The 21749-nt window shown below is 65.8% G+C and carries 10 protein-coding genes and 1 tRNA gene; 2 read left to right on the top strand and 9 right to left on the bottom strand.

Annotated features, from left to right (window positions below; translation table 11 throughout):
• Positions 1 to 157: 157 nt before the first annotated feature.
• The 3 genes from EYS21_RS02170 to EYS21_RS02160 form a co-directional block, all read right to left on the bottom strand.
• A tRNA-Met gene (locus EYS21_RS02170) sits at positions 158 to 231 on the bottom strand.
• Positions 232 to 429: 198 nt separating this feature from the next.
• Positions 430 to 3426, bottom strand: a complete 2997-nt coding sequence (locus EYS21_RS02165) for a UPF0182 family protein (protein ID WP_207307656.1) — start codon at positions 3424 to 3426, stop codon at positions 430 to 432.
• A gap of 135 nt (positions 3427 to 3561) precedes the next feature.
• Positions 3562 to 4635: a S16 family serine protease gene (locus tag EYS21_RS02160; RefSeq protein WP_242633272.1), complete on the bottom strand. Its 1074-nt coding sequence runs from the start codon at positions 4633 to 4635 to the stop codon at positions 3562 to 3564.
• 273 nt (positions 4636 to 4908) lie between these two features.
• On the opposite strand from EYS21_RS02160, the gene EYS21_RS02155 reads away from it, so the two are divergent.
• Entirely contained in the window at positions 4909 to 6372 is a 1464-nt protein-coding gene (locus tag EYS21_RS02155) for a zinc-dependent metalloprotease (protein WP_131131474.1), read from the top strand.
• A gap of 35 nt (positions 6373 to 6407) precedes the next feature.
• On the opposite strand, the gene EYS21_RS02150 is transcribed toward EYS21_RS02155, so the two are convergent.
• The 4 genes from EYS21_RS02150 to EYS21_RS02135 all read right to left on the bottom strand — a co-directional run bounded on the left by EYS21_RS02150 (position 6408) and on the right by EYS21_RS02135 (position 13033).
• Positions 6408 to 7061 (bottom strand): M48 family metallopeptidase, encoded by a 654-nt coding sequence (locus tag EYS21_RS02150; RefSeq protein WP_131131473.1) that lies wholly within the window; start codon positions 7059 to 7061, stop codon positions 6408 to 6410.
• Positions 7058 to 9193, bottom strand: coding sequence for an ATP-dependent DNA helicase UvrD2 (locus EYS21_RS02145; RefSeq protein ID WP_131131472.1), 2136 nt, complete (start codon positions 9191 to 9193; stop codon positions 7058 to 7060). Before EYS21_RS02145 ends, EYS21_RS02150 begins: the two co-directional genes overlap by 4 nt.
• Before the next feature lie 62 nt (positions 9194 to 9255).
• The gene (gene nudC / locus EYS21_RS02140; RefSeq protein WP_131131471.1) at positions 9256 to 10278 is read right to left on the bottom strand and encodes an NAD(+) diphosphatase; all 1023 of its coding nucleotides are present in this window, start codon (positions 10276 to 10278) and stop codon (positions 9256 to 9258) included.
• A gap of 1240 nt (positions 10279 to 11518) precedes the next feature.
• Positions 11519 to 13033, bottom strand: a complete 1515-nt coding sequence (locus tag EYS21_RS02135) for an alpha/beta hydrolase (RefSeq protein WP_131131470.1) — start codon at positions 13031 to 13033, stop codon at positions 11519 to 11521.
• Positions 13034 to 13655: 622 nt separating this feature from the next.
• On the opposite strand from EYS21_RS02135, the gene EYS21_RS02130 reads away from it, so the two are divergent.
• Positions 13656 to 14924 carry a macrolide 2'-phosphotransferase gene (locus tag EYS21_RS02130; protein ID WP_131131469.1) on the top strand — a complete coding sequence of 423 codons (1269 nt, stop codon included), beginning with the start codon at positions 13656 to 13658 and terminating at the stop codon, positions 14922 to 14924.
• Here the strand turns inward: EYS21_RS02130 and EYS21_RS02125 are convergent.
• Together EYS21_RS02125 and EYS21_RS02120 are read right to left on the bottom strand one after the other, a co-directional pair.
• Positions 14914 to 18444: an ATP-dependent DNA helicase gene (locus tag EYS21_RS02125; RefSeq protein ID WP_131131468.1), complete on the bottom strand. Its 3531-nt coding sequence runs from the start codon at positions 18442 to 18444 to the stop codon at positions 14914 to 14916. The two genes, EYS21_RS02130 and EYS21_RS02125, sit on opposite strands and share 11 nt — an antisense overlap.
• Positions 18441 to 21734 carry an ATP-dependent DNA helicase gene (locus EYS21_RS02120; RefSeq protein WP_131131884.1) on the bottom strand — a complete coding sequence of 1098 codons (3294 nt, stop codon included), beginning with the start codon at positions 21732 to 21734 and terminating at the stop codon, positions 18441 to 18443. Before EYS21_RS02120 ends, EYS21_RS02125 begins: the two co-directional genes overlap by 4 nt.
• Positions 21735 to 21749 lie beyond the last annotated feature (15 nt).

Raw genomic sequence — 21749 nt, 5'->3', positions numbered from 1 at the left:
TCGCTTGATCAACACTACCCTAGTTTCGCCGGCGCAAAATCCACACCCGATATCCGGCCCTTTTTGCCCCGCCATCCGACGCCTGGCCACGCCAAAACTGGGTCGGCGCTTAAACCAGAAAGTCCGGAACTGTTTCCAGTTCCGGACTTTCCGTCAGTTGCGGGGACAGGATTTGAACCTGTGACCTCTGGGTTATGAGCCCAGCGAGCTACCGAACTGCTCCACCCCGCGTCGCAAGAACAACTCTACCGCCGGGTGAACAGGAGGCCAAATCGAGATGGCGTGATCTGCGTCTCGGCCGCCCTCCCGTGCCCTGCGGACGCCGCCGGTATGACGCGCCGGGCCAACGCCCTGGGCCTTTTAACGCAACCGGCCCGGCCACGCTCCCTGCGGAGTGCGGCCGGGCCGGCGGATCCAGTCAGTTGCCCGTCAGTTGCTTGCCGAGGGTGACGGCGTCGGGCTCCCGGACGGAGTGGCCGTGGGCGACGGCACCGGCTCGGGCGCTGTCACCGGAATCTTGGCCTCCGCATCCACGGCCTTCTGGAGGGCTGCAGCCATCTTCTTCTGCTGCTCGCCATAAGCTGCGAAGTCGCCGGCCGCGAGGGCTGCCTGGCCGGCCTGGATGGCGGCCCTTGCCTCATCCAGGGCGGCCTTGAGCTCGGCCTTCGCGTCAGCACCCGCCGGCGGCGTGGTGCCTGGGGTCGGAGGCGTCTGGCCGTTGTTGTCGGAGTCGCCGGCGGCAGCACCGGAGTCCCCGCCGAACAGCTGCTTGAGCGCTGCGTCCAGGGTCGGCGCGAAACCGACCTTGTCACCGAAGGCCACCAGCACACGCTGCAGCGTGGGATAGGACGTTTCACCCGTGGACTTCAGGTAGACCGGCTGGACGTACAGGATTCCGCCGCCCACCGGGAGCGTCAGGAGGTTGCCGTTCAGCACATCCGAGGCGCCCTGGCGCAGCAGGTTCAGGGCCTGCGAGACGGTGGGGTCCGAGTTGAACTTGTTCTGCGCCTGGCCCGGGCCGGGGACCTGCGTCTCCGGCGGGATCTGGAGCAGCCGCAGCTGGCCGTAACTGTCAGCCTTGACCCCGGCCTGGTTGCCGGCGTCAGAATCCGCGGCCAGGAAGCCGTAGAGAACGTTACGGGCATTTCCATTGACGATCTGCGGGATAAAGGAGGACGTCAGCTGGAACGCCGGCTTGTCCTGGTCCGGCATCTGCAGGGACATGTAGAACGGCGGCTGCTTAACGTCCGTGTCCACGGTCGGGTCGGCCGGCACGCTCCAGGCATCGTTGGTCTTGTAGAAGCTGGACGGATCCGTCACGTGGTACTTGCCGAGCAGCTGACGCTGGACCTTGAACAGGTCCTCGGGATAGCGGACATGGCTCATAACGTCGCCGGACATCTCCGAGAACGGTTTCAACGACGTCGGGAAAACCTTCTGCCAGGACTTCAGCAGCGGGTCCTGGTCATCCCAGGCGTAAAGCGTCACTGATCCGTCATAGGCATCCACGGTGGCCTTGACGGAGTTCCGGATGTAGTTGACGGTGCTGTTGGGCAGTGCGACGGCGCGACCGGACGTGGTCTGGGTGTCAGCGGTGGCGTCCGAGAGCTGCTCCTGCTGCGAGTACGGGTAGTACTGGCTGGTGGTGTAGCCGTCCACGATCCACTTGACGCGGCCATCCACCACCGCCGGATAGGCGTTCCCGTCCACGGTCAGGTAGGGGGCGACCTTTTCCACCCGCTCGCGGGGGCTGCGGTCGTAAAGGATCTGCGATTCCTCGTTCACGCCGTCCGAAAGCAGCAGGTCCGAGGACTGGAACTTGATGGAGTACAGCACCTTATTGAAGAAGCTGCCCACGTTGGGGCCGCCGTTGCCCTGGAACGTGTACTGGGTTTCCCCGTCCCCCTCGCGCCCGGACGGCCTGTCCTGTTCACGGTTCGGGGAGCCGTCGGGTGCTCCGACAATGGAGTACTCGGGCGAGCTTTCGCCGAAGTAGATGCGCGGCTCGTAAGTGGAGTCGTTGCCGAGGACACCGGTGGACGGAATGCCCGACTGAAGGAATTCGGGCTTGCCGTCAACGGTGAACTTGTTGCCCTTCGCTGCAACGACGCCGTAGCCGTGGGTGTACACAACGTGCTGGTTCAGCCAGCTCTGCTGGTTCTCGGCCACATTCTGCGGGTTCAGTTCGCGGACCGCGATGACGGTGTCCTGGACCTTGCCGTCCACTTCGTAGCGGTCGACGTTCAGGGCCTCGGGGAACTGGTAGTACGGGCGGTACTGTTCCAGCTGCGAGAAGGCGTCCGAGATCAGGTTCGGATCGAGGAGCCTGATGTTGGCCGTGGTCTGCGCGTCCGGGGCGAGCGCCCCGGTGGTGGCGGTGTTGGTGGCGTCGTACCGGTCCACCTGGATCTTATCCAGGCCGTAGGCGGCTCGCGTGTTGTCGATGTTGCGCTGGATGAACTCCTTCTCCAGCGTCTCTTCCGAGGGCCGGACCTGGAACTGCTGGATCACCCAGGGGTACACGCCGCCGGCCAGGATGGAGGTGATGATGAGCATCGCGGTGCCGATCACCGGCAGGCGCCAGCGGCCGATGACCGCGGCGACGATGAAGAGGATAGCCACCAGCGCTGCTGCCACCGCAAGAATGGCCTTGGTGGGGATGACGGCGCTGACGTCGGTGTAGAGGGCGCCTGCCCACCGTCCGCCGTTGCTCTGCAGGGCTGAGAACCTGTCCAGCCAGAAGTTGGTTCCCAGCAGCAGGAGGAAGGCAGCGCCGGTGACGGCGAGGTGGATCTGCGCGGCGCGGCTGGTGAAAACGCCGCGCTCCATCAGGCGGATGCTTCCGTACAGGTAGTGGGTGAGGATCCCGGCAATGCCGGCCACCACAACAACGCTGATGAGGAAGCCGGTGATGAATCCCAGGAACGGCAGTGTCATCAGGTAGAAGCTGAGGTCCATGCCGAATTCCGGATCAGCCTGCCCGAAGGGTTCCTGGTTCAGGAACAGCAGGACTTTCTGCCACTGGCTGGCCGCGGCGCTGCCGGCAAAAAGGCCAAAGAGGATGGGCAGCCCGAGCATAACAACGCGGCGGACCGGTTCAAGCTGGGCCTGGTAGCGGTTCAGGTTGTCCCTGATCTCGGAGTCCGGCGCATAGACCGGCCGCGCGTGGTAAGCGATCCGGATGGCGAAGAACACCGCGGCGAACATCATGGCGAAACCGGCGACAAAGATACCGATCCGCGCCAGGTTCTCCGTCAGGAATACTTCGAAGAAGCCAAGCTGCCGGTACCACAAAACATCAGTCCACACATTGGCGAAGAAAATAAAACCCACCACCACGAGGGCGACAACAACGAGCGTGGGTGTCAGGGCACCTCGTCTTGAGGGGGGTCTTCCGGGCGGGATGGGGCTGGCAGGACGGGACAAACTCGGTACCTCATAGCTGGTCGTCAGATTAACATTCGAAGCGTGCGTGCGAGCGACGTCCGGTACCGGTCAAACGAATGGCAACGTCCGTCATATCTGCCACGAGTGGCAGTAAAGCTTAGTTCCTGCCTCAGTCTAGTTGCTGGTACAGGCCGCAAGACCGGAGGTGTCCTGCCCTGACGCGGCGAGTTCGACGGCGTCACGCGCCTCGGCGAGATTCTCCACCTTCACTACCTGCAAACCGTCGGGAATGTGCCCGGTTACGTCGTCGCAGTTGGCCGCGGGCGCCAGGAACAGAGTGGCCCCGGCGGACCTTGCGCCCTGCATCTTCTGGGCGATTCCACCGATGGGTCCCACCTTGCCGTCCGGAGTGATCTCGCCGGTGCCGGCCACATGCCTGCCGCCCGTAAGGTCCCCGGGCGTCAGCTTGTCGATAATGCCGAGGGAGAACATCATCCCCGCGCTCGGGCCGCCCACCTTGTCAAGGGAGATCTTCACGTCAATGGGGAAGGTGAATTTGTACTTAAGCATCACGCCCAGGATGTAGCGGCCCTCACCGTTGTCCATCGGCGTGATGGCCTGGGTCACGGGCTGCCCTCCCCTGTCCAGGACCACGGCGGCCGGTGCGCCTTTGCCCGCGGCAAGCTCATCCTGGATGACGGAGAGCGCGGTGACGGGCTTTCCGTTGATCGACCGGAAGATGTCGCCTTGCTCGATCTTCCCTTCGGACGGTGAGCCGGTTGAAAGTCCCGCGGCCTGCAGTTCCTGGCTGAAGGGAATGTCCAGTTCGTTGAGCGCCGATGCAACAGCGTTCTCCTGGGAGGTGGTCATGGCCACGGAGCTCTGCTCCTCGGCCTGCTCCCTGGTGGTGCCGACGGGGTAGATCAGTTCCTGCGGATACACCGACCTGGACGGGTCCAGCCACGCTGCAAACGCACCGAAGATGCTCACCGGACCGTTAGGGCCGCCGTCGACGTAGACGGTGGTCAGGTCCAGGTTCCCGGCGGCCGGATAGGTCTCGCGTCCGGTCACGCTGATGACCGGTGCGCCCTGCGACTCGCCCAGCGTGTTGAACGTGGGGCCGGGTTTTTCCACAACATACGGCACCGGCAGCGTTCCAGCAGCGAGGCCAAGACCCAGCGCCGCCACGCCGGAGACCATCATCAGGGAAACCTTCTTCCCCCGGCGCCTTGGACGGAACGAAACCATGGGGCCGTAAGGTTCAGGGCCGCCGGGAGCGGGGCTGTCCACCCGCCACCCGTCCGGTGCTTGATCGGTTGGCCCTGTGCCGGCGTCGAGCTCGGTTGCACGGTCCTCGGGAGGATGGTCGCCACGGGTCGTAGTCACCCATCCAACATTACGCGCCCCGGAAGCGCGCAGGCTCTTTGCCTACAGCGAACGTCGCCGCTGCGCGGCAGACAGCCGCCCCCGCCCGGGGTACCGTGAAGTTGATCAACAGTCACACCGACGATCGGCGTAATCATGACCTCCAACCCACTCAATCCGTCCAACGGCGATGACGCTCCCAAGGATCCGCTGACAGAAATGCTGCAGAACCTCATGGGCGGCAAGGGCATGGAAAACATCGACCCCGCCGAACTCGCCAAGGCCGCCGGCCTGCCTGACGACCCCAACCTCCTGGCCCAGATGTTCTCCCAGGTCCAGGCCATGATGAGCGCGCCCTCCGAAGGCCCCGTCAACTGGCAGCTGGCCCATGAGAACGCCCGGCGGGTTGCTGCCAGCAGCGCGGATCCGTCCGTGACATCGCTGCAGTCCCGTGAAGTGGACGAGGCCCTGCGCCTGGCCGAGCTCTGGCTCGACCCGGTGACGGACCTGCCCGCCACCGGCCTGATCGGCCGGGCATGGTCGCGCGCCGAATGGGTGGAAGCAACCCTCGGCACCTGGAAGCGGCTCACGGAGCCTGTTGCCAACAGCATCGCCAACGCCCTGTCCAATGCCATGACGGAACAGATGCCGGAGGAGATGAAATCCATGATGGGCGGCGCCTCCTCCATGCTGCAGAACATGGGCGGAGCGATCTTCGGCATGCAGCTGGGGCAGGCAATCGGCGCCCTCTCCGCTGAAGTGGTCAGCTCCACCGACATCGGCGTCCCGCTCGCGGACCTGGAAATGGCGCTGCTTCCGGCCAACGTGGCAAAGTTCGGCGAAGGCCTCAGCCTGCCGGAGAACGACATCCGGCTGTTCCTTGCCGTCCGCGAGGCGGCCCACGCGCGCCTCTTCGTCCAGGTTCCCTGGCTGCGCGGCCACTTGCTGGGAGCGATCGAAGCCTACGCCCGCGGCATCCACATCGACACGTCCAGGATTGAAGAGCTGGCCCGGGACCTGGACCCCAGCAACCCCGAAGGCATCCAGGAAGCCCTGTCGCAGGGCGTGTTCATGCCCCAGCGGACGCCCGCCCAGGAACAGGCCCTGGAAAAGCTCGAGACCGCCCTTGCCCTGGTTGAGGGCTGGGTGGATGAACTTACCGCCGCCGCCACGGAGAAACTCCTGCCGTCAGCGGGCGCCCTCAGGGAAACCGTCCGCCGGCGCCGCGCCACCGGAGGTCCCGCCGAACATGCGTTCTCGTCCCTGGTGGGCCTGGAACTGCGTCCGCGCCGGCTCCGCGAAGCCGCAACGTTGTGGGCGGCCCTCAAGAAGGAACGCGGCATCGAAGGACGGGACGCCATCTGGCACCACCCCGATCTCCTTCCCACCGCCGAGGACCTCGACGATCCCTTGGGATTCAGCGCCCGCCGCAAGCTGGCGGAGGCCAGCGACACCGAAGTCGACGACGCCCTGCAGAAGCTGCTCAGCGGAGGTTTCGACACCGCACCGGAACAGGGCACGGATGAGGCCGGAAGCGGCACAGAAACCGACGGCTCCGGCTCTACCGGCACAGAGAGCAGCCCCGACGGCGGAACTGACGGGGACCAGCCGAAAGGTTAAGCAGCCCGGTCCAAGGTGACCTTGAGCGAGCAGATCTAGTCGGCGTCTCCGGGCCACAGTGTGGGTTGGCCTGGAGCGCCGTTCCCTGGGCCGTCCGGTCCGCCGTCAGGACCGGCGGCCAGGCCGCGGGATGTTGCGAACGAGACGCCCTCAAGGAATGCCTTGGCCCGCGCCGTCTCCGGATACGCCTCCAGCAGCTTCCAGAACGCGGCATTGTGCCCGGCCACCAGCAGGTGGGCCAGCTCATGAAGCAGGACGTAGTCGATGACCCACTGGGGCATGGGCCGCAGTTTGTCGGAGAGCCGGATGGTGCCTTCCGACGGCGTCGCCGATCCCCACCGCGAGTTCTGGTTGCTGACCCAGCGGACCGACGCAGGCACTGCCCTGCCGCCGAAGTAGCGGGCGGACAGGTCAGCGGCGTGTGCCGCGAGACCGGCGTCCGTTGCCGGCTGCTGCCGGCGCTTTTGCGCGCGGCGGCTGCCCTGGCGATGAAGCTTCTCCAGCATGCGGTGCACCCACTCGGATTCCTGGGCCGCCGTGAACCGGGCCGGAATCGCCACCACCGCCGTGCCGTTCTCCCAGAAGGCCGCCACTGTCCGTGTGCGGCGGGCGGACCGCCTCACCTCCACCGGCGCGCCGTCGGCCGTAGTCAGCTGCGGCCCTTGCCGCCCTTCGGCCCGGGGAGTCACAGCGTCGTGCTTTCGACGAGGACCCTGAGGACGTCCTCCCCGTAGCGTTCAAGTTTGGACGGCCCCACGCCGGCGAGCGTGGCCAGTTCCTCCAGCGACGACGGCCGGGCCTCGGCAATGGCGGTCAGGGTGGCGTCGGTGAAGACCACAAAGGCCGGGACCTCAGCCGACAGCGCAACTTCCTTGCGCCAGGTGCGGAGCGCGTCGAAGGTCTGTTCCTCGTAGCTGGGCGGGCAATCGTTGCAGCGGCCCACCTTGCGTTCGGCGCCGCTGGCCAGCATGGTGCCGCAGACCCTGCAGGTGGCAGGTTTGGCAGCTTTGCGGCGTGGCGCCGGTCCCTTGCCGCGGGCAGTGGAGCTGGCCACCGAGTCCGGCCGCAGGCCGTCAAGGAAGCGGGACGGCTTCCGGTTCGCCCGGCCGCCGGGAGTCCGGGCCGTGGACCAGGACAGGGACAGGTGCTCGCGGGCGCGCGTAATTCCGACGTACAGGAGCCGCCGCTCCTCATCCACCGACTCGGGCGTATCGGCAAAGGAGATGGGCATCAGCCCTTCGCTGAGGCCAACAAGGAACACGGCGTCCCATTCGAGGCCCTTGGCCGCGTGCAACGAGGCGAGGGTAACGCCTTGGACCGTGGGGGCATGCTGCGCCAGGGAGCGTTCCTGAAGCTCATTGACGAAGTCCGCGAGGCTGAACTGGTCCCCGCGTACCTGGACCAGTTCGTCGGCCAGGGCCACCAGTGCCGCCAGCGATTCCCAGCGTTCCCGCAGGGCACCACCGTTGTGCGGCGGTGAGTCGGTGTAACCCAGCGATGCCACGATGTCCCGGACCAGCTGCCCCAGCGGTTCCGGCGTGGCAGTCTCCGCCACTGCCCTGGTGGCAGCGCGGAGCTGCAGGATGGCGTCCCTGACTTCCTTGCGGGCGAAAAACCGCTCACCGCCGCGCAACTGGTAGCCAATGCCGGCGGCGGCCAGGGCCTGCTCGTAGGCTTCGGACTGGCCGTTGGTGCGGAAGAGGACGGCTACCTGGCTTGCCGGCGTGCCGCCGTCGAGGAGTCCCTGGATCTTGAGCGCCACGGTCGCCGCTTCGGCCTCGTCGTCTGAACACTCCGTGAACTGGGGAACCGGTCCTGCCGGACGCTGGGCCACCAGCTGCAGGGGTGCGGCCCACGCGGCGTCCGCCACGGGTCCGCCGCTTCGGCGCCCGCCGAGGAGGTCGTTGGCGAGCTTGACCACCTGGGGTGTGGAGCGGTAATCCCGGATCAGCTTCACCACATTGGCTTCGGGATACCGGGCTTTGAAGCCCAACAGGTGCTTCGGGGATGCGCCGGTGAACGAATAGATGGTCTGGCTGGCGTCACCCACCACGCACAGTTCGTCGCGGCCGCCCAGCCACAGCTCCAGGAGCCGTTGCTGCAGCGGGGAAACGTCCTGGTATTCGTCAACCACAAAGTGGCGGTACTGTTCGCGCACCGTCGCCGCGACTTTCTGGTCCTCCTGCAGGATGCCCACCGTGATCAGCAGGACGTCTTCGAAATCGATGACGTTGCGGTCGGTTTTGACGTCCTCGTACGACTGGAAGACCCGGGCCACGGCGGTGAGGTCGAAGCCGCCGGGCGTGCCCCGGTCATGGGCATTTTCCAGGTAGTTGGCCGGGGTCAGCATGGAGACCTTGGCCCATTCGATTTCCGAGGCAAGATCACGGATGGAGGCCCGGTCCGTGCTGAGCCGCAGGCGGCGGGCGGCCTCGGCAATCATCTGGGCCTTGTGGTCCAGGAGGTTGGGAAGCGTGCCGCCGACGGCCTGGGGCCAGAAAAACTGGAGTTGCCGCAGGGCGGCCGCGTGGAACGTGCGGGCCTGGACGTTGCCCACGCCGAGGTCACGCAGCCTGCTTCGCATTTCCGCGGCGGCCCGGGCGGTGAACGTCACTGCCAGGAGCCGTTGCGGGCTGTAGACCCCCGAATGCACGCCATAGGCGATCCGGTGCGTGATGGCGCGTGTTTTGCCGGTGCCGGCGCCGGCCAGCACACACAGCGGGCCGTTCAGGGTGCTGGCAACTTCACGCTGTTCGGCGTCCAGGCCGCCAAGAATGCGGTCCTCGAGGGACACTGCACTGTCAAAATTCTCTGTAGTCACTCTGCTGCTCTGTTGTCTCGACTACCTGGTGCTGGAGTCTGGTCGGTGATGATGCCTGAGGTTCAGGTGTCGGTGCGGTCCAGGATTCGTCCGCCGTACCAGTGCTCAATCAACGAGCGGGCAATGGACAGCCGGCTGGAGATGGTGATCTCCCCGGTGAGCACTGCCTCCTGGAGTTCCTCCCGGCTGAACCAGCGCGCCCTGGTGACTTCCACGCCGTCGGGCGTTGCCTCGGTGTCCGCGGTGATGGCCGTAAATCCAAGCATAAGGGAGGCCGGGAACGGCCAAGGCTGCGAACCCAGGTACTGGCACCCGGAAACACGGACACCGACCTCCTCATGGATTTCCCTGACCACGGCCTGCTCGAGTGACTCCCCCGGTTCAACGAAGCCTGCGAGGGTGGAATAGTTCCTCGCGTCGACCGGTCCCCCGCCGCCGAGCAGCAGCCTGCCGTCCGGACCCACCACGGTGACGATGATTGCCGGATCCGTGCGCGGATAGTGTTCGGAGTTGTCCTGCGGGCAGCGGCGCACCCAGCCCCCGGACTCGACAACCGTGGGAACACCGCAGCGGGGACAGTGCGTGTGCCCGGCGTGCCAGTTGGTGATGGCGCTTGCCTCGACGAACAGCGCCGTATCCGTGGGGTTGAGGACCCCGGCGATGTCCCGGAAGCCCGTCCAGATGGCGTCACCGGGGATGCCCGCAGTGCCCGGTTCCAGGGCATCCGGCAGCACCAGCAGGAGCAGTTCCGTGCCCGCGGGGAGGTCTGAACCGTCCAGGGCGGTACCGAGGTAGATCACGTGGTCTGGAGTGGTTCCAATGCCCTGAAGGCTGTCGACAAAACGTGCCGCGCCGGTCAGGAAAAGGCTGTTTCCGGTCACGAGGGCCTGCCTCCCGGACAGGACCACGGCAAGGGTGGCGTCGCGTCGCAGCAGTTCAGCCACCATGCCCGGGCGGGTGCGGACGGCAGAGCCCCGGTCCACCAGCGCGGGACGCACGGGGAGCACGGTATCGAACAAGTGGTTGGCCGGCAGCTGGACTGCCTGCGTCCGGTAGGCCGGTGTAGCGGACTCCGCATGACTCATGTGTCCACCGTACTGACTCGGACCGACAAATGACATTTTGGGTGGCCAGGCACGGGTGATTGCCCTGTCTCACCTACAAATGCCCAGTCTCACTACAGGTGGACCGTGAGTGCTTTCTGTCTCACCGCAGTTGGACCATGGCGGGTTCTTCGTCGGCGGTCAAGCAGGAATTGAGCTACGTTTCAGGCGTGTGCTCAGTGTCAGCGCGCGAGTAAGAATCCGACTCCCCAAGGACTCAGCCGCTTGAGGCGGCTTGGTGGTTGCCAATTCCAGGATTATTAGCCAGCCCGGGCGTTTCCGACCTTCAAAGGACAGCGCAATTCAACGGCCTCCTTTGGTGCAGCACCAATGCCGCCCCGTTGGCTACAAGTCGTGGCTGGAACGGAACCATCTCCTCGCTCGGAATTCGATCCCGCCGTCGTGGGCGTCGCATCACAACCGTTCAGGCGCAATTTCGAGCTCGCAGGCGGGCACAGCTGGCATATTACCTAGTACTTTGTACGGCTGTGTTACGGCACTGGCGTCGTCGTTGATATCCGCCCGAATGAGCGCATTCGTGAGTGTGACCAGGAAGTGTTCACGGCCATCGGGACCGCCTGCGCCTTAGTCGGCTGGGGCTATAGATGCCAACCTCCGATGGTTGTCCGGTTACAGACATCCGTGCTGCCTAGATCCGCCCATGCCTAGGCGATGGGGGAATGCCTGCGCGACGGCCCGACGACAATCGACCACTTGACCGCTGCCGCCCGTCACCCTGTTACCCTCCTGCCGGCGCCTTTTCATCTGCTAGTGCCCCACACAGGACCGCATTCCCGTCGTCTACATCACCTCCCCGCCGGAAAGGCTCCCCGCAGAGCTGGCCTGCGAATTCACCAACTTCCTCGGCCTGCCCCAACGTCCCCGGCAGAACGTCCCGGACATCTCCGACGCCGTCCTGGCAGCTGGTCAGCCGCCGCAAGCCAGGGGCCATTCCGTCGTCGCTCCACCCTCCACCCTCAGTCTCACCGCGGCCATGGCTTCGCCGCACTGGGCACAAATAGCGCATTCAAGGAGGCCAGGAGCTTTACTGGATCAGGTCAGCGAATGTGTCACTGAAGGCTGGATTCCTGCCGCCCCTCGACCCTTCGCCGCTGGAGGAAAACCGACCGGCTGCCAGAGTTCCGCGGGTCAGACACGATCCACTCACCAAAACCTTGATTACTACACCAGAATCCGCATATGCGGTCGTGAGTACGCGTTCCTAGCCGTGGTTTGTCAGGTGTTGAAAGGTGGTGGCCTCCCATTCTCCTATCTTCCAAATTGCTGTCATCGCGACCACGCCCAGCACACTCCAAAGAAGGCGAATCCGTCCCGGCATTCGAAGCTGACGATCTCCCATTGGAGTAATTCGACCGCTCCTATATATGGCCTCCAGAAGCGTGTTTCCTGATTCCGGCTTTTCCCAGTACGTTACGTGCTCTTTTATAACTTTCCAGGCTGATCCCGGCGTCACGGTTCGTACGGCTTCCTTCACTGACCCTGTTCCGAGGCTTACTGGGTCCCACGGCGATCGAACAATCCACGACGGGCATGGCGGACTCTCCAGGCCATCAGCCGGATACCGAATCTTTCCCGTAAGGAAGAACCATGCAAGAAACACACCGAGCATGAGCAGTATGACAGGGGTGTCTCTAATGGATAACCGGAAAAGAGCCCATGGGTCAGCAACCTCACCTGAGACGTAGAAGGAGACTAGATCAGTTAGAACCTGCGCAAATATGTCGCCTATCGCGCCAATGCTGAAGCTGGTGTACCACCAGATAAACAACGGCATCACAACGGGGAAAGACCAGTAAACCGGCAACAGCCAGACGTTCGTAGACGAAGTCCTGGCTCCCAGCAATTGATGGTGTCCACTCCCTACGGCGACATATGCTGCGGGAGCAGGACCTTCAAGACACGCGCGCCGGGCAAGATCTGCCCCTTGAGAATGGCCCACGAGGATGACTTCGTCGTAGTCGGCTCTCATCTGCTGATGTCTTTGAACCACGAACTGAAGGATCTCATCGCCGGTCACCGGATCCACGTACGCCCAAATATCCCCCAAAGTTTCCACAACCACGACGCGGATCAAATCTGCTACCCGTCTAGCACTTTGAGACCCCAATGCCTGGAACAGCCAGATCAACATATAGACAGGTAAAGAGGCCACAAACAGAAGAACAAGCAACGGAGACAGACAATAGGAAATCACCACTGCGGTGACTGGGCCCCATAGGGCCACGGTCTCCTTAATGAGGCCAACCATGCTGTCGGGACTCCAAGCGGATTTGGTTTCCTTGGATTCCTTATAGCTCAGGTGACGGGCCGCCCATAGTGCTGCTGACTGCATCACGAAAATTGGAAGATGAAAGAAAACCCGAGCGAAGATCCGCCCAGCTTTCGCATGATTGACTCTTTCGTCCCACCAGGCTTCTTCAACGCAGACAATCCGCGGGCACTCGTCAGGGACCTGGAATCGTGCGCCAAGCCGAGGCTCTTCGTTTGTGGTTTTGGCCTTGGACGGATCGTCAGTGATGGGCGAGACCGCGCCACCTACTTCTTCAACAGCTTGTACCAGCGAAGTGAACACATCCTGGGCAGTTGCCCCGGGGGCTTGGCGACCTATCCCATGCACTGCGAGGATCCCCACACGGATCGGCCCATTGACGTGACTCAATTGACTCGTTTTGTTCGCGCGACGTGCCGAAATGCGCTTCCGGGCGTTCTTCCCCAAAGGGTCCTCCTGATCTCCGTGATAACTCAGACATACTCAAGTGCGTCCACCCAACTCAGCCATGGTGAAAAGTGCCGCCGTGACTGCATCGATCACAGTCGCCGACTCCTGCATTGGCACACTGCATTCCGGAAAGGTGAACTCGCCCAAGGTATCGAACACCTCCGACAACGTTGGGGCCGCCAGCGTTTCCGCGGAACGACTTTGCGTAGCGATGCACCGTAGACCAACAGCGTGACATCGCGTGCCCGTCGTGCGGACCTGGCATTAGCCGTTTTCGTTGGCGTCCAAGTCGTCGACGTTGACACCCGCTGGCGAACCTCCGCTACGTATACGTCAACCCCTGGTCCCACCGTTCTCACTACGGATGGACCGACCGTAGAGGTACGTTGTGCTTCCGCCAGCATTTACTGCTGCTCACCCAAGAGTTCTTCGGTCTGGGTCACCTGTAGTCTGACGAAGCCGTAACACTACAGATACCCCCGAGACTCCGGAGTATTTGTAGGCCGATTTAGATGAGACGGGACAGTGATCACGGCGACAGGCGGAGATTTGCCGCATATCTGGAGACTCGCCGCCGCCGCACCGTTGTCTTGGCCGCCAGTCAATCTACCGTGGAACGGTGAGAAGAAAACCGATCGAACTGGCAGCCGTTGCAACCGCGGCAGTCCCCGGGCTGACCCCCACTGCCGTCAGCTCCGCCCCGGATGATGCCGCCGACTTCGACAGCGCGCTGCTCCTCGATTCGGAAGGAAAGCGCTGGAGAGTCCGATCGCCCCGTCACGCCGAAGCCAGCGCCCGGCTGGAGACGGAATTCCTGGTCCTGCGGGCGTTCGCTCCCGGCATCAGGGCCGAGTTGCCCTTCCTGATGCCCACAGTGGCCGGCAGCGTCCGCCTGGGCGCGCTCAGCACGTTCGTTTACTCCCACCTGGCCGGGACCACCCGCAGCGTCGAGGAATTGACCGCCGGACCGGACCAGCTCGCCCGTGAAATCGGTGTGGCCCTGGCAGCGATCCACGACCTGCCCCATGCGCTGGTCAGCAACGCCGACCTCCCCAGCTACACGCCGAACGAATTCCGCCAGCGCCGCCTGAACGAACTGGACCAGGCCGCCACTACCGGCAAGATTCCGCCGTCCCTCCTGCGCCGCTGGGAGCACGCACTCGAAGACGTGTCACTGTGGCGGTTCAACCCCTGCGTGGTCCACGGCGACCTGCACGAAGACAACCTGCTGGTCGACGGCCACCGCGTGACAGCCGTTACCGGTTGGACGGACCTGCGGATCGGTGACCCCGCCGATGACTTCGCCTGGCTGGTGGCCTCCAACGAGCAGGACTTTGTGGACACTGTCCTGAGCAGCTACACGGAAAGCCGCCGGGACGCGCCGGACAAGCATCTGCTCCGGAGGGCCGCCCTGTCCGCCGAGTTCGCCCTGGCGCAGTACCTTGTCAAAGGCATTGCAGCCGGCGATGACGCGATGATCTCCGAAGCGGAGGGCATGCTGGAAACCCTCGCCGGTGACATCGCCGAGCACGGCGGGCAGGCCATCAGCGTTGAACCGCTGCCTCCCGCCGCGGCTCCGGCCGGCACGGCTCCTGCAGGGCAGCCAGAGGACGACGGCGGTGCGGGGCACAGTGCGGCGGCTCCTGGCAGCGCACAGGGCTCCGCGGCCGTGGACTCGGGAATTGCCGGAGTGACGCCCCTGGTTGTCCAGCCCGTGACAGTAGTCCCGATTCCGGCGCCCGTCCTGCCTGCAGTCCAGGTGACGCCGATCCCGGCTGACGAGCCTGCGCCGGAAGACGGGCACGCCGGGGCTGACTCGGCGTCGGATGTTCCATCGGCTGACGACACGTCCACCGCCGCCATCACCATCATCGACGTCAAGAGCTGACCGAGTAGGACTCCGACACCAGCTCCTCCAGCTCTGCAGCTGACGCGAGGTCGTGCGGACGGACCACCTGGTTGTCAGCCACATAGAAGAACGCTGCCCGCACGTCCTCGACGGCGATGCCTTTGAGCCGGGCCCAGGCAAGCCGGTACGCGGCAAGCTGCACCGCCCTGGCCTTCAGCCGGCCGGCGTCGGGGCGGCGGCCCGTTTTCCAGTCCACCAGGTCCCAGCGGCCGTCAGCGTCACGGAAAACCGCGTCGATCCGGCCGCGGACCACCACGTCACCCACCCGGGTCTCCACGGGAACCTCAATGAACGCCGGGGAGCGGTGAGCCCATTCCGACGCACGGAACGTAGCCACCATGTCCTCGAGGTCGTACGCGGCATCGATGTGACCGTCCGCTCCCGGAGCTTCGCCGAGGTCGAGCATTCCGGCGGCTCCGAAGTATTCCTCCACCCAGGAATGGAAGGCGGTTCCCTTCCGGGCAGACATACCCGGTTCCCGGGGAACGGGCCTCCGAAGACGTGCCAGCACAGCTGCCGGGTCCTCGCCCAGATCAACCAGGGTGGACGCCGAGATGTGGCTGGGCAGGTGGACGTCCTGGCCGCGTGCCCTGGTGGAGCGCCGTTCCAGCAGAAGGGAGGCCTCCTCAGCCCACCCTGCAGCGGGACCGCGAAGCCCGCGCCCTTCGTTGCCGGTGCCGGCGGAATCAGGTCCGCCGGCACGGATTTCGTCACCGGCAGGAATTGCGCCACCGCCGGGAGCGGCGTCGCTGGTGTTTTGGTCCAGACTTGCCAGCACATGCGCGGCAGCCCTTTCCATTGCTGCGCGCCGGCCCGGGAAGAGGCGGAGGCGCTGGCCTGTCCGGGGATCCACTGGCCCTTCCAAGGGGTCGTAGGGCCACTCGGCCACCTCCGTTTCCAGGGTCAGTGGGCTCTTCTCCGGGAGGGAGGCTTCGTCCACCGAGGCAGGATGGACGAGGGCGGCGCTGCCGTCTGCTCCGGCCGCGGGCCGGGCTGCCAGGGGCTCGAGCTCGGCCAGGAACGGGGACATCTCCGCCCGGCCTGCCCGCGAACCCACCCAGGCGGCGCTCGATACCCAGAGGACATGCTTGGCGCGCGTGTACGCGACGTAGGCCAGGCGCCGTTCCTCCGACTCCCCGTGGGCCTGCACTGCGGACTTGAATTCCTTCTCGGCATCAAGCCAGCCCTTCTGGTCGGGCTGGTCGGTGTCCCACTGGGGCAGGTCCGCCCGGTCACCCCTCAGCGGCCAGGGCAGTGCCGCAGCCCCGCTGCTCCACCGTGAATCACGGCTGCTGGGGAAGGCGCCGGCGTTGAGGCCCGGCACAAAAACAACGTCCCATTCCAGTCCCTTGGACGCATGGACTGTCAGGAGCTGCACGGCTTCGCGGTTAACATCCGGAGCCGGCGCGTCGAGGCCGTTTTCCTCCGCTGCGGCCGCCTCCAGCCACGCCAGGAAGGCCAGGATGTCCACCCGCTGGGATGTTCTCAGGAAGCCGGCAGCGGCGTCCTGGAAGGCGTCAAGGTTGCGGCGGGCCTGGTGGATGCTGACACCAGGGCGTGCGGCCACCTCAATGTCCAGCAGCATTGCGCGTTCCACTTCGCCGAGCAGCGTGGTCAGGTCATCGCCGAGGTAGCCGCGGAGCTGCCTGAGCTCTACGGACAGCCGGCGGAGCCGCTCCCTCGCTTCCGCGCTCAAGGCTCGTCCGTGCGACGATGTCCAGCCTTCGCGCGGGAGCCAGTCCAAGGCCTCCACAAGGCTGGAGCCGTCCGTGAGGTCGCTCTCAACGACGGGCGCGTCGTCGGGCGCTGCGGCATCCCCAGTCCCTGGTTCCGGGTCATTCCCGGAGGCGGCCTGCCCACGCCTGCGGGCCAACTGGCTGGACCAGTCACGGAAGGCCATCAGGTCAGCCGGGCCGATGCGCCACCGGGCTCCGGCGAGGAGGCGCATCAGGGAATCAGACCGTCCCGGATCGGCAAGCACCCTCAGGGTGGAAACGAGGTCAATGATCTCGGGGGTGTCCAGCAGGCCTCCGAGGCCCACGATCTCGTATGGAATCCCCCGCGCGTCCAGCTGACGGCTGATGGTTTCCATCTGGGCACGACGGCGGCACAGGACCGCGAGCGCCGGCGGCACCGGGGTGCCGTCAGCCTTGCGCTCAAAGTCCGTGACCCGGTATTTCAGGATGTCTTCGGCAAGTGCCGAGGCTTCCTCGACGTCGGTTCCGAACCTGCCGAGCACCACGCGTCCGTCCGCCGCGTAGGGGCTCGGCTGGAGCGGCGGCACTTTCGTGGCCGGCTCCCCGTGGGCGCCGGCCGGTTCGCGGTGCGCGGCTGCCCTGCCCAGGGATTCCGACATCACGTTGGCGGCTTCAAGGATGGACCGGCCGTTACGCCACGCAGTGGTCAGATAGGAAGTGGGGGCAGGGCTGAAGTTCTCCGCCGCCTGCGGGCCGGCGGTCCGGACAGGGAATTCCCGGACAAAGTGGAACAGCTGCCCTGCGGATGCCCCGCGGAAACCGTAGATGGACTGGTTGGGGTCCCCCACCGCGGTGACTGCATGGCCGCCGCCGAAGAGGCGCGAAAACAGGACCAGCTGGGCGTAGGAGGTGTCCTGGAATTCGTCCAGAAGCACCACTTTGTAGCGTTGGCGTTCCATCTCAGCAGCAAGCGGGACCTCCCGGGCCACCCGGGCGGCCAGCGCCACCAGGTCACCGAAGTCGAGGGCTCCGCGGGCGCGTTTCGCCGCCGAATAGCGGCCCACCATGTCCGCGACGCTGGCCCTGGTCCTCAGCATGGCGGCGAGTTCCGCTGCCGCCTGGGTGGGGTTCTTCTTGCCGTCAGCCACATAGGGCAGGGCCTCAAACTCTGCGATCCGTGCCATCAGCCAGGATTCGACGTCCACGGGTTCCTGGAGGTGTTCCGCACATTCCCCGGCAAGCTGGATGACCGCCTTCACCAGCGTGGACTTCGCCGCGCTGAAGTGGCCGTACTCGCCGTCGAACGCCTCCACCACCTCGCTGGCGAGCTGCCAGGCCTGGGCGCCGCCCAGCAGCACGACGTCACGTTCCACTCCGAGCCTCAGCCCGTAGTCGGACACGATGCCGCTGGCGAAGGAGTGGTACGTGGACACCTTCGGTTCGAGGGCGTCGCTGCTGAGCAGGCCTTCGGGGAACACGGTGTGCGCGGTGTCCTGCGCCGCGATGCGCTGCAGCACCGCCAGTTTGGCCCTGATCCGGGTGGCGAGCTCGCCGGCGGCCTTCCTGGTGAACGTGACCCCGAGGACTTCTTCAGGCCTGACCCACCCGTTGGCGACCAGCCAGACCACTCGGTCGGCCATCGTGGCTGTCTTGCCCGATCCGGCGCCGGCAATAACCAACCTGGGCGTCAGCGGCGAGGAGATGATGGCGGACTGCTCGGCCGTGGGCAGATTCTTCTCACCCAGCAGTCCGGACAGCTCTTCGGGGGTGAACCGGGGCCCGGGGAGTCCTGGCTGGGTCATTCTGTTACCTGCTTTCCACGGACACAGAGGGGGCAGACTTCGGGAAGCCTGCAGCCGTGACCGCCGTGGCCGCCCTTCGCGGGGTCGTGCCGGGCTTCGAAGACACTTCCTGCCATGAGCGCTGCAGCGCCGTTCACCATCTCCATGGCCCAGTTGTCCTGCGGATCGAGGGTGTCCTGCTGCTGGACGCCCGGGCCTTTGGTTCCCGTGCCCAACTGCGCGAGCACGGCACCGCCCGGGGTGGCCTCTGCGGGCAGGCCGGGGGCATCCCCGAAGCCGCCTGCCAGGACGGCGGCCTGATAGGCGCCAAGCTGGGGGTGGCGGGAAAGTTCGGTCTTGCCGGGCTGCCTTTTCCCGGTCTTCAGGTCCACGACCACCAGCCTGCCTTCGGAATCGATCTCAAGCCGGTCAACCTGGCCTCGAAGGACAGCCGACCGGGCGCGGATCTCCGAACCGGCGCCTTCGATGCCCGCCGCGGGGGTGAGATCCGGAAGCCGGACAGCAAAATCCTGCTCCACCCCCACCAGGCTGCGCCCTTCGCTCCGCATCACCAATACGTACTGCGCGAGTTTGCGGACCATCGCCTCTGCGCGCTGGAAATCGAGCCTGCCTTCCCAGTTGTCCTTCATACCGAGGGCCGGCCAACGCCTGACCAGTTCCGCGACGTATTCGCCGCCTGAGGCCTCCGGCAGGTCCTGGGCGATGGCATGGACCAGGGTGCCCAGGCTTCGGGCGAAGTCGGTGGCGGCCTCGCCGCCCGCTGCCTGCACAAACCAGTCCAGGGGCGATTTCTGGACGGCTTCGACCTTTGACGGCGAAACATAGACCGTTCCACCGGGAGGCACCACAGCGTCCGTGGTGGTCAACGCAGGCAAGCCCCACCAGCTGCCCGGATGGGCACCGGGCACGGGGGGTTCGGCTACGGCCAGCCGGGTCAGGACACTGACGGCTTCCGCGGCTTCAGGGGCGTATCTGCCGTCCAGTTGGGCATACTGCCTGAGCTCCGCCACGAGGGCGCGAAGGGTCATCGGCCGCTCCACCGGGGTGAAGCCGCGGCCTTCCTGCCCGGGCCCCAGCGGTGCTACGTAGTCCAGGAACGACGAGGGCTGGTCATCCTCGGAGGAGACGGCGGTGCAGATCAGCAGCTCGCGGGCCCTGGAGACTGCGGTGGAAAAGCTTCGAAGTTCGTCATAGCGGATGTCCCGCAGGCGGCTCAGCGGGTCAAGCTGCAGCGCGTATTCCACGCCATGCTCCACGGCGTCGGCATACAGGGTGCTGCCCAGCAGCTCGCCCCGGAGCCGGGTGTTGGGCCACACGCCCTCCTGGAGCCCCGCAACGATCACCACGGGCCATTCCCTGCCGGCGGCGCTGGCGGGAGTCATGAGTTCGACGGCGTCGTCCACCTGGGCCCTGGCGGCCAGCGTGTCCATGGGGAGTTCCTGGTTCAGCAGGTATTCCAGGAACTGTTCAGGACCGGCACCGGGCATCTGGTCCACGTAGCGCTCGGCGGTGTGGAAGAGGGCCATCATGGCATCGAGGTCCCGGTCGGCGCGGGCGCCGTGGGGACCTCCGGCCAGGGCAGTTTCTGTCCAGGCGTTCGCCAGCCCCGTGGACTGCCACAAGGCCCAGAGCACGGACTCGGCGTTGGCTCCGGGTTCGACGGCAGCAACGCGTCCTGCCTGGATCATGCGGGCGGTGCGCCGCGCCGACCGGCCTTCCAAACCCAACGTTGCCAGCGCACCGGGCTCGAGCAGCGCCTCGACCAGCAAGGCGTCGCTGGTCCGCCCGCCGCCGCCCAGGAGTTCTTCACGCCGCAGCGACTGCCTGAGCCTGCGCAGCTCAATCGACGTCGCGCCGCCGATCCGCGACGTGAGCAGGGAAACAGCGGACTCAGGCGTCAGCAGCGCCGGGTCAAGGGCAACCGCATAGGCGTCCAGAAGGGGGCGGACGGCAACTTCATCGCGGACTGCGGATTCGGCCACCGGAACGCGGACGGGGATTCCCTGGCCGGAGAGGTAGCGCTGGAGCTCGCTGAGCTGCCCACCGTTCCGGACAATAACGGCGATGTCGGCGAGGTCACGGCTGTGGTTGATGTGCTGGTCCAGGATCCGCTGGGCAACATAGCGCAGTTCATGGACCGGCGAAGGTACAAGGTGGGCTTCGACGGCGCCGTCTTGCTGTGTCGGCACGGTACCGGGATCGTGCTGCTCCAGACGGCGTGCCAGCTGGCCGCCGGCACGCTGCGAGATCCGGCCGGCAACCCCGAGCCAGGCCTCCGCGACGGCGGGCGCGTGGCGGTGTGTGTGCCACAGGGGCCGTTCCAGGACGGCTGCGCCGGCAGACAGCAGCCGGGGAAGTTCGGCAACGAGATCCGGCCGGGCGCCGCGGAAGCCCTGGACGACGGTGTCCGGAGAGGAAGTCACGAAGCAGTCCTTGCCCGCCGCAATGTCGGCAAGGAGTTCAAAAACAGCAGGGTTTGCTTCCTGGATGTCATCCACCAGGAGAAGCTGCAGACGGTCCCGTTCGGCTGCCAGGAAGTCGGGCGCGTCCTGGAAGATTTGCCGGGCAGCGGTGATGATTCCCGCGGGGTCGAAGGCCTCGGGCATGCGGAGGTCCAGCACGTCCCTGTATTCGGCATAGAGCGCCGCGGCGGCTATCCAGTCCTCCCTGCCGCAGCGGCGGCCAAGGTCTTCAAGGTCTTCGGCCGTCCGGCCCGATTCGATGATCCGGTCGAACAGCTGGCGGACTTCGTGCCGGAATCCCCTGGTCTCCAGCGCGGCGCCCAGGTCAGCGGGCCATGGCAGCTGCAGGCCGGGAAGTGCATGGCCCTCCAGCAGCTCCTTGATGATGAGGTCCTGCTCGGGTCCGGAGAGGAGGCGCGGCGGCCGTGGAAGCGGCAGGATGCCTTCGGCCTTGGCCCGCCGGATCAGGTCGAAGGCATAGGACGCCCAGGTCCTTGCCGGGGTGGTGCTCAGGCTCCTGTCCAGCCTGGCCGTGAAGCGGTCCCGTAGCGAGTCGGCGGCCAGCCGGCCCGGGGCAAGGATCAGGATCCGCTCCGGGTCCACGCCGTCGTGGAAGGCCCGGCGCACGGCGGCTTCGATCAGGACGGTGGACTTGCCGGTCCCGGGCGCACCTGGAACCAGGACCGGTCCGGAACCGTGCGGGACCTCCACGGCGTCCCGCTGGTCAGCTGAGAGCACCGGGACGGAGTCCTGCAGGCGGCGGGGCGGCAGCAGCCGAAGGCCGGTCCCGCTGGCACGCCGGCCGCTTGCACCGGCGTCGCCCGCCATGGCATGCGCGTCATC

Origin of the sequence: Arthrobacter sp. S39 (assembly GCF_004320525.1) — a bacterium.
Lineage (GTDB): Bacteria > Actinomycetota > Actinomycetes > Actinomycetales > Micrococcaceae > Arthrobacter.
This window is presented reverse-complemented; position numbering and strand designations above follow the sequence as displayed.

What these genes read in the sequence shown, in the direction of transcription:
- EYS21_RS02155 (WP_131131474.1), top strand. Translation starts at nt 4,909, where the DNA reads ATGACCTCCAACCCACTCAATCCGTCCAACGGCGATGACGCTCCCAAG.
- EYS21_RS02125 (WP_131131468.1), bottom strand. Translation starts at nt 18,444, where the DNA reads ATGACCCAGCCAGGACTCCCCGGGCCCCGGTTCACCCCCGAAGAGCTG.
- EYS21_RS02160 (WP_242633272.1), bottom strand. Translation starts at nt 4,635, where the DNA reads ATGGTTTCGTTCCGTCCAAGGCGCCGGGGGAAGAAGGTTTCCCTGATG.
- EYS21_RS02120 (WP_131131884.1), bottom strand. Translation starts at nt 21,734, where the DNA reads ATGGCGGGCGACGCCGGTGCAAGCGGCCGGCGTGCCAGCGGGACCGGC.
- nudC (WP_131131471.1), bottom strand. Translation starts at nt 10,278, where the DNA reads ATGAGTCATGCGGAGTCCGCTACACCGGCCTACCGGACGCAGGCAGTC.